The 15944-nt window shown below is 40.5% G+C and carries 15 protein-coding genes, 7 tRNA genes, 3 rRNA genes and 1 riboswitch (1 of these 26 only partly in view); of the genes, 19 read left to right on the top strand and 6 right to left on the bottom strand.

The annotated features are described in order from the left end of the window. The 12 genes from AC2TFD_RS03605 to AC2TFD_RS03660 all read left to right on the top strand — a co-directional run. Positions 1 to 137: ribosomal RNA gene (locus tag AC2TFD_RS03605) — 16S ribosomal RNA — on the top strand; it begins 1413 nt to the left of the window's first position. Positions 138 to 329: 192 nt separating this feature from the next. Beyond that, a 23S ribosomal RNA gene (locus tag AC2TFD_RS03610) occupies positions 330 to 3265 on the top strand. A gap of 78 nt (positions 3266 to 3343) precedes the next feature. Continuing rightward, positions 3344 to 3459 (top strand): 5S ribosomal RNA (gene rrf / locus AC2TFD_RS03615). Together the 16S, 23S and 5S rRNA genes with 7 tRNA genes alongside form the textbook arrangement of a ribosomal RNA operon. A gap of 38 nt (positions 3460 to 3497) precedes the next feature. Continuing rightward, positions 3498 to 3572 (top strand) — tRNA-Glu (locus AC2TFD_RS03620). An 80-nt stretch (positions 3573 to 3652) separates the two neighbouring features. Next, positions 3653 to 3728: transfer RNA gene (locus tag AC2TFD_RS03625), tRNA-Val, on the top strand. Positions 3729 to 3788: 60 nt separating this feature from the next. Further along, a tRNA-Met gene (locus AC2TFD_RS03630) sits at positions 3789 to 3862 on the top strand. Positions 3863 to 3914: 52 nt separating this feature from the next. Beyond that, positions 3915 to 3990 (top strand) — tRNA-His (locus tag AC2TFD_RS03635). A gap of 16 nt (positions 3991 to 4006) precedes the next feature. Next, a tRNA-Gln gene (locus AC2TFD_RS03640) sits at positions 4007 to 4081 on the top strand. An 11-nt stretch (positions 4082 to 4092) separates the two neighbouring features. Next, a tRNA-Gly gene (locus AC2TFD_RS03645) sits at positions 4093 to 4166 on the top strand. A gap of 7 nt (positions 4167 to 4173) precedes the next feature. After that, positions 4174 to 4247: transfer RNA gene (locus AC2TFD_RS03650), tRNA-Ile, on the top strand. A gap of 271 nt (positions 4248 to 4518) precedes the next feature. Then, positions 4519 to 5370 (top strand): nitroreductase family protein, encoded by an 852-nt coding sequence (locus AC2TFD_RS03655; protein WP_484674993.1) that lies wholly within the window; start codon positions 4519 to 4521, stop codon positions 5368 to 5370. 27 nt (positions 5371 to 5397) lie between these two features. Then, positions 5398 to 5856, top strand: coding sequence for an SRPBCC family protein (locus AC2TFD_RS03660; protein WP_484674994.1), 459 nt, complete (start codon positions 5398 to 5400; stop codon positions 5854 to 5856). Positions 5857 to 5948: 92 nt separating this feature from the next. On the opposite strand, the gene AC2TFD_RS03665 is transcribed toward AC2TFD_RS03660, so the two are convergent. Next, positions 5949 to 6134, bottom strand: coding sequence for a hypothetical protein (locus AC2TFD_RS03665; RefSeq protein WP_335512844.1), 186 nt, complete (start codon positions 6132 to 6134; stop codon positions 5949 to 5951). A gap of 174 nt (positions 6135 to 6308) precedes the next feature. On the opposite strand from AC2TFD_RS03665, the gene AC2TFD_RS03670 reads away from it, so the two are divergent. Both AC2TFD_RS03670 and AC2TFD_RS03675 read left to right on the top strand, forming a co-directional pair. Then, positions 6309 to 6695 (top strand): glyoxalase superfamily protein, encoded by a 387-nt coding sequence (locus AC2TFD_RS03670; RefSeq protein WP_484674995.1) that lies wholly within the window; start codon positions 6309 to 6311, stop codon positions 6693 to 6695. Between the two features lie 49 nt (positions 6696 to 6744). After that, positions 6745 to 7560, top strand: coding sequence for a sugar nucleotide-binding protein (locus AC2TFD_RS03675; protein ID WP_484674996.1), 816 nt, complete (start codon positions 6745 to 6747; stop codon positions 7558 to 7560). A gap of 37 nt (positions 7561 to 7597) precedes the next feature. Here AC2TFD_RS03675 and AC2TFD_RS03680 read toward each other — a convergent pair whose 3' ends face one another. After that, complete coding sequence (locus tag AC2TFD_RS03680) at positions 7598 to 8386, bottom strand: cytochrome c oxidase assembly protein (protein WP_335512837.1); 789 nt, start codon at positions 8384 to 8386, stop codon at positions 7598 to 7600. Beyond that, entirely contained in the window at positions 8383 to 8850 is a 468-nt protein-coding gene (locus AC2TFD_RS03685) for a DUF2243 domain-containing protein (protein WP_335512835.1), read from the bottom strand. Before AC2TFD_RS03685 ends, AC2TFD_RS03680 begins: the two co-directional genes overlap by 4 nt. A 161-nt stretch (positions 8851 to 9011) precedes the next feature. On the opposite strand from AC2TFD_RS03685, the gene AC2TFD_RS03690 reads away from it, so the two are divergent. Both AC2TFD_RS03690 and AC2TFD_RS03695 read left to right on the top strand, forming a co-directional pair. Further along, the gene (locus tag AC2TFD_RS03690) at positions 9012 to 9581 is read left to right on the top strand and encodes a hypothetical protein (protein ID WP_335569701.1); all 570 of its coding nucleotides are present in this window, start codon (positions 9012 to 9014) and stop codon (positions 9579 to 9581) included. Positions 9582 to 9601: 20 nt separating this feature from the next. Then, complete coding sequence (locus AC2TFD_RS03695; protein ID WP_335512832.1) at positions 9602 to 9883, top strand: spermine/spermidine synthase domain-containing protein; 282 nt, start codon at positions 9602 to 9604, stop codon at positions 9881 to 9883. A gap of 131 nt (positions 9884 to 10014) precedes the next feature. Here AC2TFD_RS03695 and dapA read toward each other — a convergent pair whose 3' ends face one another. The 3 genes from dapA to AC2TFD_RS03710 all read right to left on the bottom strand — a co-directional run bounded on the left by dapA (position 10015) and on the right by AC2TFD_RS03710 (position 13384). After that, positions 10015 to 10902 carry a 4-hydroxy-tetrahydrodipicolinate synthase gene (gene dapA / locus AC2TFD_RS03700; protein WP_335512830.1) on the bottom strand — a complete coding sequence of 296 codons (888 nt, stop codon included), beginning with the start codon at positions 10900 to 10902 and terminating at the stop codon, positions 10015 to 10017. Between the two features lie 127 nt (positions 10903 to 11029). Further along, positions 11030 to 11209: riboswitch (Lysine riboswitch) on the bottom strand. A 194-nt stretch (positions 11210 to 11403) separates the two neighbouring features. Continuing rightward, positions 11404 to 12600 (bottom strand): class I SAM-dependent rRNA methyltransferase, encoded by a 1197-nt coding sequence (locus tag AC2TFD_RS03705; protein ID WP_484674997.1) that lies wholly within the window; start codon positions 12598 to 12600, stop codon positions 11404 to 11406. Between the two features lie 280 nt (positions 12601 to 12880). Continuing rightward, positions 12881 to 13384, bottom strand: a complete 504-nt coding sequence (locus tag AC2TFD_RS03710; RefSeq protein WP_484676262.1) for a M15 family metallopeptidase — start codon at positions 13382 to 13384, stop codon at positions 12881 to 12883. Positions 13385 to 13731: 347 nt separating this feature from the next. Here AC2TFD_RS03710 and AC2TFD_RS03715 point away from each other — a divergent pair, with 347 nt between their 5' ends. From AC2TFD_RS03715 to AC2TFD_RS03725, 3 genes are all read left to right on the top strand, one after another. Then, positions 13732 to 14583: a DegV family protein gene (locus AC2TFD_RS03715; protein ID WP_484674998.1), complete on the top strand. Its 852-nt coding sequence runs from the start codon at positions 13732 to 13734 to the stop codon at positions 14581 to 14583. 509 nt (positions 14584 to 15092) lie between these two features. Then, a complete protein-coding gene (locus tag AC2TFD_RS03720; RefSeq protein WP_484674999.1) occupies positions 15093 to 15344 on the top strand; it encodes a hypothetical protein in 252 nt (83 codons plus the stop codon). A gap of 291 nt (positions 15345 to 15635) precedes the next feature. After that, the gene (locus AC2TFD_RS03725; protein WP_251572413.1) at positions 15636 to 15836 is read left to right on the top strand and encodes a cold-shock protein; all 201 of its coding nucleotides are present in this window, start codon (positions 15636 to 15638) and stop codon (positions 15834 to 15836) included. Positions 15837 to 15944 lie beyond the last annotated feature (108 nt).

Consider the following 15944-nt stretch of genomic DNA (forward strand, 5'->3'; position numbering starts at 1 on the left):
TCACACCACGAGAGTTTGTAACACCCGAAGTCGGTGGGGTAACCGTAAGGAGCCAGCCGCCTAAGGTGGGACAGATGATTGGGGTGAAGTCGTAACAAGGTAGCCGTATCGGAAGGTGCGGCTGGATCACCTCCTTTCTAAGGAATATACAGTCCTTGTGGACTGATAAACGTTGACTGTTACTTGTTTGTTTAGTTTTGAGAGAGTAATCTCTCTGATATATTCGTTCTTTGAAAACTAGATAATCGTAAGAAGAAGAAACCAAGTAAAAACCGAGTGAATTGCCATTTTAGTTTTTCTCTCTTATTAAATAAGAGAATAACCATTTAGGTTAAGTTAGAAAGGGCGCACGGTGGATGCCTTGGCACTAGGAGCCGATGAAGGACGGGACTAACACCGATATGCTTCGGGGAGCTGTAAGTAAGCTTTGATCCGGAGATTTCCGAATGGGGGAACCCACTGCTCGTAATGGAGCAGTATCTTTACCTGAATACATAGGGTATTGAAGGCAGACCCGGGGAACTGAAACATCTAAGTACCCGGAGGAAGAGAAAGCAAACGCGATTCCCTGAGTAGCGGCGAGCGAAACGGGACATAGCCCAAACCAAGAGGCTTGCCTCTTGGGGTTGTAGGACACTCAACATGGAGTTACAAAGGAACGGGGTAGATGAAGCGGTCTGGAAAGGCCCGTCATAGAAGGTAAAAACCCTGTAGTTGAAACTTCGTTCCCTCCTGAGTGGATCCTGAGTACGGCCGGACACGAGAAATCCGGTCGGAAGCTGGGAGGACCATCTCCCAAGGCTAAATACTCCCTAGTGACCGATAGTGAACCAGTACCGTGAGGGAAAGGTGAAAAGCACCCCGGAAGGGGAGTGAAATAGATCCTGAAACCGTGTGCCTACAAGTAGTCAGAGCCCGTTCATGGGTGATGGCGTGCCTTTTGTAGAATGAACCGGCGAGTTACGATCCCATGCAAGGTTAAGTTGAAGAGACGGAGCCGCAGCGAAAGCGAGTCTGAATAGGGCGAATAAGTATGTGGTCGTAGACCCGAAACCAGGTGATCTACCCATGTCCAGGGTGAAGTCCAGGTAACACTGGATGGAGGCCCGAACCCACGCACGTTGAAAAGTGCGGGGATGAGGTGTGGGTAGCGGAGAAATTCCAATCGAACTTGGAGATAGCTGGTTCTCTCCGAAATAGCTTTAGGGCTAGCCTCACGTTGTAAGAGTCTTGGAGGTAGAGCACTGTTTGGACTAGGGGCCCTCATCGGGTTACCGAATTCAGACAAACTCCGAATGCCAAAGACTTATCCGTGGGAGTCAGACTGCGAGTGATAAGATCCGTAGTCAAAAGGGAAACAGCCCAGACCACCAGCTAAGGTCCCAAAGTTTACGTTAAGTGGAAAAGGATGTGGAGTTGCTTAGACAACCAGGATGTTGGCTTAGAAGCAGCCACCATTTAAAGAGTGCGTAATAGCTCACTGGTCGAGTGACTCTGCGCCGAAAATGTACCGGGGCTAAACGTAACACCGAAGCTGTGGATTGACATCTACGATGTCAGTGGTAGGAGAGCGTTCTAAGGGCGTTGAAGCTAGACCGTAAGGACTGGTGGAGCGCTTAGAAGTGAGAATGCCGGTATGAGTAGCGAAAGATGGGTGAGAATCCCATCCACCGTATGCCTAAGGTTTCCTGAGGAAGGCTCGTCCTCTCAGGGTTAGTCGGGACCTAAGCCGAGGCCGAAAGGCGTAGGCGATGGACAACAGGTTGATATTCCTGTACCACCTCTTTATCGTTTGAGTGATGGGGGGACGCAGGAGGATAGGGTAAGCGCACTGTTGGATATGTGCGTGTAAGCAGGTAGGCTGGTGAATAGGAAAATCCGTTCACCGTAAGGCTGAGCTGTGATGCCGAGGGAAATATAGTACCGAAGTTCCTGATTCCACACTGCCAAGAAAAGCCTCTAGCGAGATAAAAGGTGCCCGTACCGCAAACCGACACAGGTAGGCGAGGAGAGAATCCTAAGGTGAGCGAGAGAACTCTCGTTAAGGAACTCGGCAAAATGACCCCGTAACTTCGGGAGAAGGGGTGCTTTTTGAGGTGAATAGCCTCGAAGAGCCGCAGTGAATAGGCCCAGGCGACTGTTTAGCAAAAACACAGGTCTCTGCGAAGCCGCAAGGCGAAGTATAGGGGCTGACGCCTGCCCGGTGCTGGAAGGTTAAGAGGAGGGGTTAGCTCTAAGCGAAGCTCTGAATCGAAGCCCCAGTAAACGGCGGCCGTAACTATAACGGTCCTAAGGTAGCGAAATTCCTTGTCGGGTAAGTTCCGACCCGCACGAAAGGCGTAACGATCTGGGCACTGTCTCAACGAGAGACTCGGTGAAATTATACTACCTGTGAAGATGCAGGTTACCCGCGACAGGACGGAAAGACCCCGTGGAGCTTTACTGTAGCCTGATATTGAATTTTGGTACAGCTTGTACAGGATAGGTAGGAGCCTGAGAAGCCGGAGCGCCAGCTTCGGTGGAGGCGTCGGTGGGATACTACCCTGGCTGTATTGAAATTCTAACCCTCACCCCTGATCGGGGTGGGAGACAGTGTCAGGTGGGCAGTTTGACTGGGGCGGTCGCCTCCTAAAGAGTAACGGAGGCGCCCAAAGGTTCCCTCAGAATGGTTGGAAATCATTCGCAGAGTGTAAAGGCACAAGGGAGCTTGACTGCGAGACCTACAAGTCGAGCAGGGACGAAAGTCGGGCTTAGTGATCCGGTGGTTCCGCATGGAAGGGCCATCGCTCAACGGATAAAAGCTACCCCGGGGATAACAGGCTTATCTCCCCCAAGAGTCCACATCGACGGGGAGGTTTGGCACCTCGATGTCGGCTCATCGCATCCTGGGGCTGTAGTCGGTCCCAAGGGTTGGGCTGTTCGCCCATTAAAGCGGTACGCGAGCTGGGTTCAGAACGTCGTGAGACAGTTCGGTCCCTATCCGTCGTGGGCGCAGGAAATTTGAGAGGAGCTGTCCTTAGTACGAGAGGACCGGGATGGACGCACCGCTGGTGTACCAGTTGTCTTGCCAAAGGCATCGCTGGGTAGCTATGTGCGGACGGGATAAGTGCTGAAAGCATCTAAGCATGAAGCCCCCCTCAAGATGAGATTTCCCATAGCGTCAAGCTAGTAAGAACCCTGAAAGATGATCAGGTTGATAGGTCAGAGGTGGAAGCGCGGTGACGTGTGGAGCTGACTGATACTAATCGTTCGAGGACTTAACCAATTTTTAAAAGATGAACTCGTTTTTACTAACTTCTTCTAACATTATCTAGTTTTGAGGGAATGAACCTCAATTAAATAGTCTGGCAGCAATAGCGAGAAGGTCACACCCGTTCCCATACCGAACACGGAAGTTAAGCTTCTCAGCGCCGATGGTAGTTGGGACTTTGTCCCTGTGAGAGTAGGACGTTGCCAGGCGAAGCCTATGGGGCTTTTATTTTACTGATTTTTGTGATGGCCCCTTGGTCAAGTGGTTAAGACACCTCCCTTTCACGGAGGTAACACGGGTTCGAATCCCGTAGGGGTCACCAAGTTATTTTCGTTAGAAAATAATCAAATTTTATTCGCGATACCGAAAATAACTTTCCTTTCACAACTTTTTCAATAATATGGAGGATTAGCTCAGCTGGGAGAGCATCTGCCTTACAAGCAGAGGGTCGGCGGTTCGATCCCGTCATCCTCCACCAAAGTTTTTTGCGAAGCAAAATAACCATAGTTTTTTCATTTAAAAAGATTTTTTCTATTGTCGCGGGGTGGAGCAGTCTGGTAGCTCGTCGGGCTCATAACCCGAAGGTCGCAGGTTCAAATCCTGTCCCCGCAATTAATTAAATTTCTAGGTTTACCTGGTGTTAAACCTCAACTATATTATTTTGGCGGTTGTGGCGAAGTGGTTAACGCACCTGATTGTGGTTCAGGCATTCGTGGGTTCGATTCCCATCAGCCGCCCCATTTTAACTTAACATATTGGGCTATAGCCAAGCGGTAAGGCATCGCACTTTGACTGCGACATGCGTTGGTTCAAATCCAGCTAGCCCAGCCATATTTTTTTATGCGGGTGTAGTTTAGTGGTAAAACCTCAGCCTTCCAAGCTGATGTTGTGAGTTCGATTCTCATCACCCGCTCCAAATATTAGGGCCTATAGCTCAGCTGGTTAGAGCGCACGCCTGATAAGCGTGAGGTCGATGGTTCGAGTCCATTTAGGCCCATAAATAGTATAAATAGAGTGATTGCTAACAATAGTAATCACTCTTTTTGTGTTTTTTTAAAGCATGAGATTTTCCGCAATGGAATTCCTAATAAAGTTCTTCTATTACCGTTGTAATCATTTTTGCAAGCAAAAGGTAACGAAAACGCACTAATCGTTACCACGGTTATCAATTTTCTTAAATAAAGGGAACGAATAGCTTATTCTAGGCTTTTACTGCATGTGTGGTTACAATAAGATTAAGTGACAGTACAAAAGAAAGGAGGATCGACATGAGCCTCATTGAAACCATGGAAAAACGCCAGTCCGTTAGAACGTTTGATACCCAATCCATATCAGAAAATGATTATAGAAAAATAAGAGAATACATAAACAATCAAGAAAACCTAGTCGGACCTCTTGGAAATAAGGGGAAGATTGAGCATATTCAAGTAACCAATAATGTAAGCGACAAAGGAATAAAGCTGGGTACATATGGATTTATTAAAAATCCCCAAGGATATTTAGTAGGTATCACGGAAAATAGTAAAAGCACACTAGTGGAGTTTGCCTATGTCTTTCAAAAGCTGGTTTTATTTTTAACAAAGTTAGGAATAGGTACATGCTGGATGGGTGGTACCTTTAACCGAAGTTCATTTGAACAGGAGATTCAGCTTGGCGAAGGAGAATTCATCCCCTGTATAACACCAATCGGCTACCCGAATCAAAAACAGAGGGCCTTCGACAAAGCTCTTCGATACGTTGTAAAGGCAGATAATAAGAAGCCCTGGGATAAGCTATTTTTTGCTGACACATTCGAAGACGTCTTATCTAAGAAAGAAGCGGGTCCTTTTGAAATCCCTATTGAAATGGTGAGGCTTGGACCATCTGCCTCCAATAAACAGCCCTGGAGATTGGTGTTATCTTCAGAGCGTAAAGTCTGCCATTTCTATATAGAACACAATCCGAATTACAGTTCCAAGTTAGGATATGATATGCAGCTCTTAGATATAGGAATTGCCATGTGTCAATTTGAATCAGCCTGTAGAGAATTAAATATTGAAGGTCGTTGGATTATAGAAAACCCCAATTTGCAACTCCCTAATCAGCAAACTGAGTATATAGTCAGCTGGAATACATTTTAATGTAAGGTAGAAATGGAGAAGTTAGATATGCCTGTTATTGAGTATAAACAATTCATAAAGGCGCCCATTGAAATTTGTTTTGATTTAGCCAGAGATGTCGAAGTTCATACTCAAACTACATTAAAAACAAAGGAAAGGGCTGTTGGAGGGATTACTAGAGGGCTCTTGCAGGAAGGCGACAGTGTAATCCGGGAAGCTGTACACTTTGGTATAAAACAAAGGTTAACAGCAAAAGTGATATTTATGGAAAAACCACATAGTTTTGTAGACGTAATGGTGAAAGGTGCATTCAAGTCCTTCATACACATCCACCAGTTTATTGAAGAAGAAGAGGGTACAACAATGATTGATCATTTTCAATTTAAATCCCGGTTTGGTCCAATTGGTGTTCTAATTGATAAGTTGTTTTTAGAGAAGTATATGAGGAAATTTATATCCAAACGTGCAAGTGATTTAAAGAAATTAGCTGAAGAAACAGCTATATAATGGAACGAATCAAACGTTTGATTACATGAGTTATAGCCTGATATAAATGGGCTATATTCAATTTGAAAAAAAGAATCAAACGTTCAATTACCTTACTTCGAGAGTTCCACTTTTCGCTTTTCCATATCCATAGCCGAAACAATATAGGCAAATCCATTCATTAAAAAGTAAATAACGTTAGATTGGACTCGTTCAGTTTCTCCTAAATAGGTATTTAAAATAATGATAACGGAGTATAGAACCACAAAAAATAGAGCAATTTTATTGAAAATATTCATACAAACAACTCCTTTATTAGGATACTTATTTTTATCATATTTATCGAAGGCTGAACTTATGCAGGCCATGATACTTTTGGTGATGATTATCGGTTTTATGCTGCAAGCCTAGATCATCACGATCTTTATCATTTTAGATTGATAGAAAAAAATTAAGCAAGGGTGATAAATATTATGACAAAACCTGCTATTACAATGAAAAGTTCCACGCCAATCCTCCGTATATTTGATGTGGAAAAAGCAAAAGAGTTCTACTTAACCTATTTGGGGTTTACATTAGACTGGGAACATCGATTTGAAATGGATATGCCCCTCTACATGCAAATATCAAATGGCAGTTGCATCATTCATCTTTCAGAGCATCATGGAGATTGCTGTCCTGGAGCTGCGATTAGGATTGAAGTAGATAACATCGGAAAATTTCATTCAAATTTGCTATCAAAGAACTACAAATATTTACGACCTGGTATCGAAAAGACGCCTTGGAATACGCAAGAGGTCAATCTCGTAGATCCATTTGGAAATAGAATTGTATTTTTTGAAAGTGTTAAAAATGAATGATAAATCGTTCATTTGGTGCAAATAAGGATAGTAAATGGGGGAGATAGTAATGGAAAAGATACTTATTCTAGGTGGAAGCGGTCTTGTTGGGAGAGCGTTAATCAACGAGCTTAAAGACATATATGAAGTGTACGCAACCTATTATTCTACGTTAACCAGTCTCCCTGTTGAGAAGCAGTTCAAATTGGAAGTTAATCAACTTGATAAACTCAAAGAAATACTAAATTCAACTCAACCTGATATTGTCATTTCATGCCTAAGAGGAGATTTTGAGCGGCAGCTTAAGTTTCATAAAGAGTTGGCCTTGAATTTAGTTCAGACAAGAAGTCGTGTGTATTACCTGTCTACCACCAATGTTTTTGATGGGGACTTTTCAAAACCACATTTAGAAACAGACCCTCCTATTGCTGAATCTGATTATGGCAAATATAAAATTGAATGCGAAAATGTGCTAAAAGAAATTTTAGGTAAGCGAACAATGATTATTCGTATTCCAGCGATATGGGGTAAAAATTCTCAAAGATGGAACATGATTATAGAAAGTATAAAAGAGCAAAAAATGATTGAAGTATACAGTAATCTTGTATGCAATAATCTCTTAGATATACAATTAGCAAGACAGCTGGTGTTCATTATTGAAAATGGGCTCAAAGGAGTCTTTCACTTAGGTTCAGTGGATATGCTTACACAAAGCCAGTTTTTTGAACAGATTCTAAGTAAATTAGGGGGCAGTTTTAACCTTCGATATAACCCATTCCAAGACCATGGTCAGACATATTATTTTGCACTTGAGACGAATCGGAATGATATTCCAGATTTCCTGCACATTACAAATAATGAGATTATTTCATACCTGCTGGGATAATCAAGACAAAGCCTATATTAACCATACAGGCTATTTTTTATTGACTTATGGACACGGCGTCCCGTGGACGTGCGGCTTGATACCATTGACGGCAGAATAAGAAAATCAATACAATATCCACTAAATCTCCGCCATAATACATGATCATGCCTCCCCATTCCGCCTGTTTAATCGGTACATAGGCTGGCGGATGAGCATAGATGTACTTGGATAAAATTCCGTGGGCAGCTAATGAGAGGATTAACACGGCCGCTCGGAAGGGAAAGCTGTACTTGTGGGGAATGGGATCAATATAGATAATGGATATAGTAAAAAGATAGCCTGCTAGGAATACGTGAAAATGCACGACTACATGAATAAGGGTATTATGCAGCATCAGCATGTACAGGTCTGTTGCATACAGAACCCAAAGCCCGCCTATATTAATTAGTGCAGCGAAGGCAGGATTACTATAGAAGCTTACTGGCCAGCTCTTCAACACTTGTGAAAGACGTCTTGCATGGACCACACTCAATGTCCTTAGGAGGAGAGTCATCGGTGCACCGAGAGCAAGGAGAAGCGGTGCCAGCATCCCAAGTAACAGGTGTCCCATCATATGTGCTGTAAAATCTACATGAGCGGAATCAGCGATAGGACCAAAAAGTGCAGTTCCTGCACAAAGAATTCCAATGGCCCAGCAAAAGTATCGATGAAATGGCCATCGTTTATGACCCTTGTTTGAAATCAATGCAGTAATGATATAAAAAATAATGGCAAGCAGAAATGGAAGAGCCATAAGTGATTCGAATGCCAACTCACCTGGCTGCAGAACATGATTGTGTTTCATGAAGACAGTTCCTTCCGTCCTGTTCGATAAATCAGATTGATCCCAATGACAAGCATTAGCGCGGCAATTATGTTCCAAGTCCAATCGTAGGGAGCAATTTCCACATTATAGCGAATCTGATGGATCTTCATTAATTTATGCTGAATGGTTCCATCGTATAATTGGAACCCGCCGCCTCCCAGCAGAAATCCTCCAATCCATCTTTTTGGCCACCAGGCATTTCGGCGGCGGAGGTCAGAGACAAGAAAGGCACCTGCAACAGTGGAAAACCAACTAAATGCATGAAATAGTCCATCAGATACGAGCCCGATATCTGGAGTAGATTTATCATAGAAGTGATGCCAGTGCAGCACCTGGTGGAAAACCGCCTCGTCTATAAAACCGACAAAACCTAACCCTAGCAAGCAGCCAGATAATAGATTACGACCTAAATAATTCAACCGTTCATTACGACCTTTATTCAAAGGTTTCTCCTCCTATCCAGCATTTACCTACCAATTAGTTTAGCCTGTCTGAATAGGTTCCAAACCGCCTTTATTTCGTTGTGGAAATTCAATGAATGAATTGTTGAGATTGATTTTTAGAAAACAGTTAAAGAAGAATAGGGAGTAAATTCTATGGTAGAATGGAAAAATGGATAAAATTAAAAAAGTCAGGCGAGAGAATGAAACATTCCAACGTACTAACAGAAAAAGTCAAAGAAGATAATTACAAAGTAAATCATGCACCTGACTTTATTACCAAAAAAGAAATCGATGAGATTGTTACAAGCGGTGTTTCATATGAATATGCATTTGGTGTTATATTAGCTGCCGCATTCTGGCTTGATATCGTTGATAATAATCAAGATAAGGACTTGTTCAACCAATATTTTAAAAAGATGATTCATAAACTTGATGAAAATGAATTTTATGATAATCCATATTATAAAAACATCAAAATTCCAACGGTGAAAATTGGTAATAGTGAGCTAAAGTATGAAAACTACAAGTCTTTTGAAGGCTTTGTTTGTAATGATATTATCCAAACAAAAGAGGGAAGACAGATACCTCAAATCGGATTTTTTGATAAAGAATTTAGGTTTCCGGCTGTTTTAGAAAATGATCGAATTTGGATGACCATTACACCAAATGAGATCGAAACAATGAAAGAAGCGGTTGATGGTGCATTTGGTAATGTGCTTACATTTGGCTAGGCCTTGGGTATTATGCCTATATGGTTTCTGAAAAAGAAAATGTGGAAAGTGTCACAGTTGTAGATATGAATGAAGATGTCATTCAATTATATAAAAAATATGTATTACCGCAATTTAAACATGCTCATAAGATTAGGATTATCAAGGCAGATGCGTTTGAATATGCACAAAAACATACCGCGAATGGTAAATATGACTTTGTGTTTACCGATCTATGGCATGATGTTTCGGATGGGATTGACATGTATGTGAAAATGAAAAAGATTGAACAGCAGCATCCCAACACAGTATTTTCTTATTGAATAGAAAAGTCTATATTGTGCTATGTGTAAAAGGTTTTGATGATAATGAGGGACCATCACCAGGATGGTCTATTTTCATGCTTAAAATAAAAAAGCACCTGCCTAATTAAGACAGGTACTATGCAGCAATCTTATACAAATAGATTAACTTTACCAGCTTCTAGAACACTATTTAGAGTGGTCATTTCATCTTCGTTTAAAGGAATCAATGGTAAGCGGACGCCGCCAACTTGAATACCTTGTAAATTCAATGCAGCTTTAACCGGTGAAGGGTTTGGTGCAGCAAATAATACTTTCATGATTGGAAGAAGATGGCGATGTAAATCCGCTGCTTCTTGTACACGTCCATTTTTAAATAGTGTAACCATTTCCTGCATTTCATTGCCGATGATATGAGAGGCTACGGAGACAACTCCAGCACCGCCTATAGCTAAAACAGGAATTGTTAATCCATCATCACCGCTAAACAAAGTGAAATCAGCAGGTGTTTGGTTAATGATTTCAGCCATGTCATCTAAATTACCGCTAGCTTCTTTTATAGCCACGATATTTTGAATTTCTGACAGGCGGACTATAGTCTCTACTGACAAGTTTACTGCACTGCGCCCAGGGATATTATAAAGCATAACCGGAAGGGAAGTAGCTTCGGCAATAGCTTTAAAGTGTTGATACATTCCCTCTTGAGATGGCTTATTATAGTATGGAGTGACGAGCATAATCCCATCAACACCCGCTTCTTCAGCCTGTTTTGTTAAGTTAATAGAAGCTCTCGTGTTATTTGAGCCAGTACCAGCAATAACTGGGACTCTGCGTGCTGCAACGTCGACTACGAATTTAAATAAGGAAACTTTCTCCTCAGTCGATAATGTAGGAGACTCGCCGGTGGTTCCTGCAACAACTAATCCATCAGTTCCATTTGCAATTAAATAATTTACTAGTTCTCTAGTTGCGCCGTAATCAATTTCTCCATGCTGATCAAATGGTGTTACCATCGCTGTTAATACTTGGCCAAAATTCAATATACTCACCCTTTGGATAATTTTTTTTGAAAAATTAGAGGTGGATCAGGCCAACGAAAGATAACGCAAAAAAGCAGCAGCGAGGGTTCGCTACTGCAGTAGAAACATAATAATAAACCGTTCCCTTGCGTAAGATAGCCCTCCATATAGATACCTATATGACAATTCTGTATTTATTCAATAGCAGAACCAGCTTCAAGACAAATGAGATTCTATCCGCTTCGGCAAATTCCCCTTTCCGCAATCATCCCAGGACCTCATTATCCTCAAACTGCGTACTAATGGTCATTGCGCCTCTATCCTCACTTCAAAACGTAATGAAGTAAGAAAAATATTTAATTATTACTAATAATAACAGAAAATTCATTCTAAAACAAGCAAAAGACGGTGAGCAAAAAACGGTGCCTGTCACCGCTGCTTTTGCGGTGACACTTTTCGGTGACAGGCACCGCCCGTGGACAGTGTCCACCTCAGGCGGACACTTGTCCAAGAACTGATCTTTTATTTCATCTTTTTGATAAAGACTACTTTTAGGTAGTTGGATTCTGGGTAATGTTTGTTGGTTCTGAAGTCTTCAGGGAGTGAGAATTCTTCCAATATTTTATAGTGCTTGTTTGATTCCTTAAAGGCTATATCAATGAATCCTTTGAATTTTTCTATACCAAAGGAGCTGGAATTGGTTGAGGCCAGGATGATTCCATTATCCTCTGTTATCGAAATAGCTTCCTTTAACAGGTTTTTATAATCCTTTTCAGCGCTGAAGACAAACTTCTTTGATCTTGCAAAGCTTGGGGGATCAAGAATCACCACATCAAACAATAGACCCTTTTTCACCGCATATTTGAAGTAGTTGAATACATCTTCAACAATGATATCTTGAGCTGTCTCATCGATTTCATTCAAACGAAATTGCTCGATTGTTTTACTTTTACTTCGATTTGCAAGGTCAACACTGGTTGTTTTCGTCGCTCCTCCTAAGGCAGCAAATACGGAAAACACACCGGTATAAGAGAAGGTATTTAATACCCGTTTCCCTTTTGAATATACATCTCGTAAAGTTTTTCTAACATCCCTTTGATCTAAAAATACACCGACCATGGCACTGTCATTTAAATAAACTGCGATGTTGACACCATTTTCTTTCACAAGGATTGGGAAATCTCCTCGTTCACCTGCGACGAAGTCATCCTCTTCAATATATTTACCACTTTCATCAAATCGCTTTTTCTGATAAATGCCTTTATATTCCACGAGTTCCTTCAATGAGTCTATAATAAACTCCCTGAAATGGTAAATGCCTTTACTGTACCAGGTAATCAAGTAATAACCAACAAAGTAATCAATCGTTAAACCACCGATTCCATCACCTTCACCATTAAACACTCGGAATGCCGTTGTTTCAGAACTCCTATAAAGCGATTCTCTCTGATTGAAAGCAGACTTTAAGGTCTTTTCAAAAAAACTTTGATTGAACTTCTCATTTTCTTTTCGGCTAAGCACCCAGCCAATTCCCTTATTTTGCTTTCCATAATAGCCTTTGGCAATAAAGTTATTCTGTTCATCCACAAGTTTTATGGTTATACCTTCGTCAACTAAAACATCAGGATTACTAATGGTGTCCTTTGTTATAAGCGGGTAGCCGTTCTTAAATTTATTAACGAATTTTGATTTCACTTTTAAGCTGATTTCCGTTTTCATCTTTTCATCCTTACAAATGTATTTAGGTTAGTAACATTGTAAACAAACTTCTGGCAAATCAATCACTTTCGCTTAGCAAATTGCTACAACCTCTAATTGCTGCAATAAAGTATAATCATAACACTCTTTCCTATAGTAGCGCGCCTTCACAACAAAATAACAGCAAAAGAACCATCTTTTCAAACTACATGAAAAAAAGATCCAAACTATCTGGATCTCAATTTTTTTATCTAAAAAGTATTTTTTTTTTAGCAAGTTTTAAGGCTGCTAAACGTTCGACTTAATGGGTATCCGCAGTTAAGCTTGATTCATCTGGTCTTTTCCCGTTCTGCAATTCTGCAAGGGTCAAACCAAAGTCCATTTGCAGATGGGGGTAATCTTTGAATTGGCTCCAGTCACCGCCCCATTCAAAGCCTAATGCTTTGGCCAGTTCGACCACTTCGTTCCAATCACCTTTTCCGTTTTTATTCCCATCGTATTGCCTATCCCAAATGACCTCTTCGGAGGGAGTCTTGATCGCAAAATCAATGGCTAATCCATAATTGTGATAAGATTCTCCACCTTTTGCATGCGTGACAATATTTCCTTCGGCAGTACGGCCTTTTTCATAAAGTCGATTCTGGTCTTCGGCACTGCGAAAGTCATCCGTTATCATAATGACAATTCCCTTTGCGGCAGACTGTTGGATTAATTGGTCCGCCCGTTCCCTGACAATCGGATGGAGTTCTGTTGGCAAGGAAACATTTTGATTCCTATTTGAACCTGTGAAAGGGTTAGTTTCCATATGATTAATGAAAATGAATAATACAATAAGAATCAGAAATAATGGAATGAACGCTTTAAATTTAAATTTCAACGCAAAAACCCTTCCTATCAAAAATCTACACATGTACTATGACGTCATAAATAGAATCATTGTTTCAGATATTTCTCTGCCATTTTTTGGGCCAATATTATTATGTCAAAATTGTGACGTTTAAGCCCCTCCAATGTACCAAAATTCTTTCAAACATGACAAGTGTAACTTGTGACAACGTATTCAATTTTGTAAATTTAACGTGGTTACAAAACTACTATATTAAGATATTACTTATACACATTGGAAGAATTTCTTTGAAGGACGTGGATAAAATGATCAAACCAAAAATTGCATGGATTACAGACACAACTGCTTCTCTCAGCAAAGAATTCATTCAGCAGCATCATATACATGTAATACCATTACACGTAGTAATTAATGACACATTTTATAGAGAAACCATCGATATAACCGCAGAAGATTTCTATGATCGAATGAAAAATGAAGAAGGAAAGTTCCAGTCGTCCCAGCCAAATCTTGGTGAAATCGTTGAGCTTTATGAAAGGTTAAAAGAAGAATATGACTTTGGCATTGCGATTCACGCCTCAAGTACCTTAACCGGCACTTACCAAACTTCTGTTATGGCAGCGGAAATGGCTGGCTTTAAAATATTTGCTATTGATTCACAAACGGGTTCGTATCCTTTATCCTATTTAGTGAAAAAGGGAATGGAACTAGCAGAGCAAGGGAACGATGTCAGTGATGTGGTTGCTCAATTAAACAACATGCGTGATCAAACTAGATTATTTTTGGTTCCATCCAACCTGGATCAGCTACATAAAAGCGGCAGGGTATCGGGAGGTCAAAAAATACTAGCATCGTTATTTAGTATCAAGCCAATTCTATCCATTGAGGATGGAGGGGCAGCGAAGATTAAAGATAAAGTTCGTACAGAAAAAAAGGCATTCGCTTGGCTGGTGGATCATCTGAAGGCTGACGTAGATACCAAAAAGGTACAGAAAGTGGCCATTGTCCATGCGAACGATCGAACAAAGGCAAACGTTCTTCAACAATTAATTAACGACAATTTTCCTGCTATCGAGACAGAATTATTCATGCTCATTACCGTTGCAGGTGTGCATACAGGTGTGGGCACACTTGGACTTTCATGGGTTAATGAATAGAACAAAAAGAAGAGACACCAAATCCATAGGGAAAGGGTGTCTCTTGGGTTATGAAGTTAGTAATATAAAATTTCGTGGTCTTAGGCTACCCTAAAAACTCTGATTACTCATCTTCTGTATAAGCTTCGGTTGTCGTATCACGGCAATCCCAGCATTCACATCGATTTCTCTCCATGATTGACAATTCCGTTCCACAAGAAATGCAGACATCCATAACGACAGATTCCCCTTTCCAGTGAAATTTAGGTTCATGATATATATATTCATGAAGGGCAAATAGTAGTGCAAATAATACTCGACAAAAAATGTGGTAATCAAAAATATAATTGGATATATGTTAAGAAGTAAAACTTTGTGATAATAATGTACATAAGACAACGACACAGGGTAGTTAATGTAAAAAAATGGCTACATTATGTCCTGATTGTAAAATTATTAAAATTTGAATATAAAGAAACCAAGTGAAACAAATGTTTTTTTGAATAAAAAATAATTAAGGAGATGATGTAGTGAGCGAAATAGATAAACGAAACAGATTAAGTGAAGAACCATTTGCTTATCAAACAACAAAAAAAGGAACGGTAGTTATCTATTACCAAGGTAAACAAATAAAAATTATAAAGGATAGTGAGGCTGAACGTCTTCTAGCAAGAATTAAAGAAGTTGAAAATAATATAACAGAAGTTCAGTTATTGTTAGCTAAAATTACGGGTAACTTTAAACGGGGTAATGAGAAAACCGGTAAAAATAAAAGACACTAAACTAATCCTTTACTTCGTAAGTCGACAAATAGAAAAAAGAAGAGAAGCTGCTTGCTGTAATTAATAGGTGCTTTACTTGAAAAAGAACAACAAAACCAGATAAGAAAATTCAGGCGGCAAAAATGGTTATGTTAAGTCTACTTGCAAATACATTTGAAAGATGTTATGCTTTAGAAGAATTATTTTTGTTCGGTGTAAAAGATAGTCTAAGATTAACTTTTCGTCTTGATGATCACTGAGTGCAAGGATAGTAACACATTGTGTGCAAAGCACACAGCAGGAGGAAACAAAATGGAACAAGGTAAAGTAAAATGGTTTAATGCAGAAAAAGGTTTCGGATTTATCGAGCGTGACGGTGGAGAAGACGTATTCGTTCATTTCTCAGCTATCCAAGGCGAAGGTTTCAAATCTTTAGACGAAGGTCAAGCAGTTACTTTTGACGTTGAGCAAGGTCAACGTGGAGCTCAAGCAGCTAACGTGCGTAAAGCTTAATTATAAGTCAAACTCGAGCAGGCTCTTTATAGAGTCTGTTTTTTATTTAACTTAAAGGCAAGGAACCCTACTCACGAATGAGTAGGGCAAATGTAAACAGTAAATCAA

The organism is Neobacillus sp. plas4, from assembly GCF_057221695.1.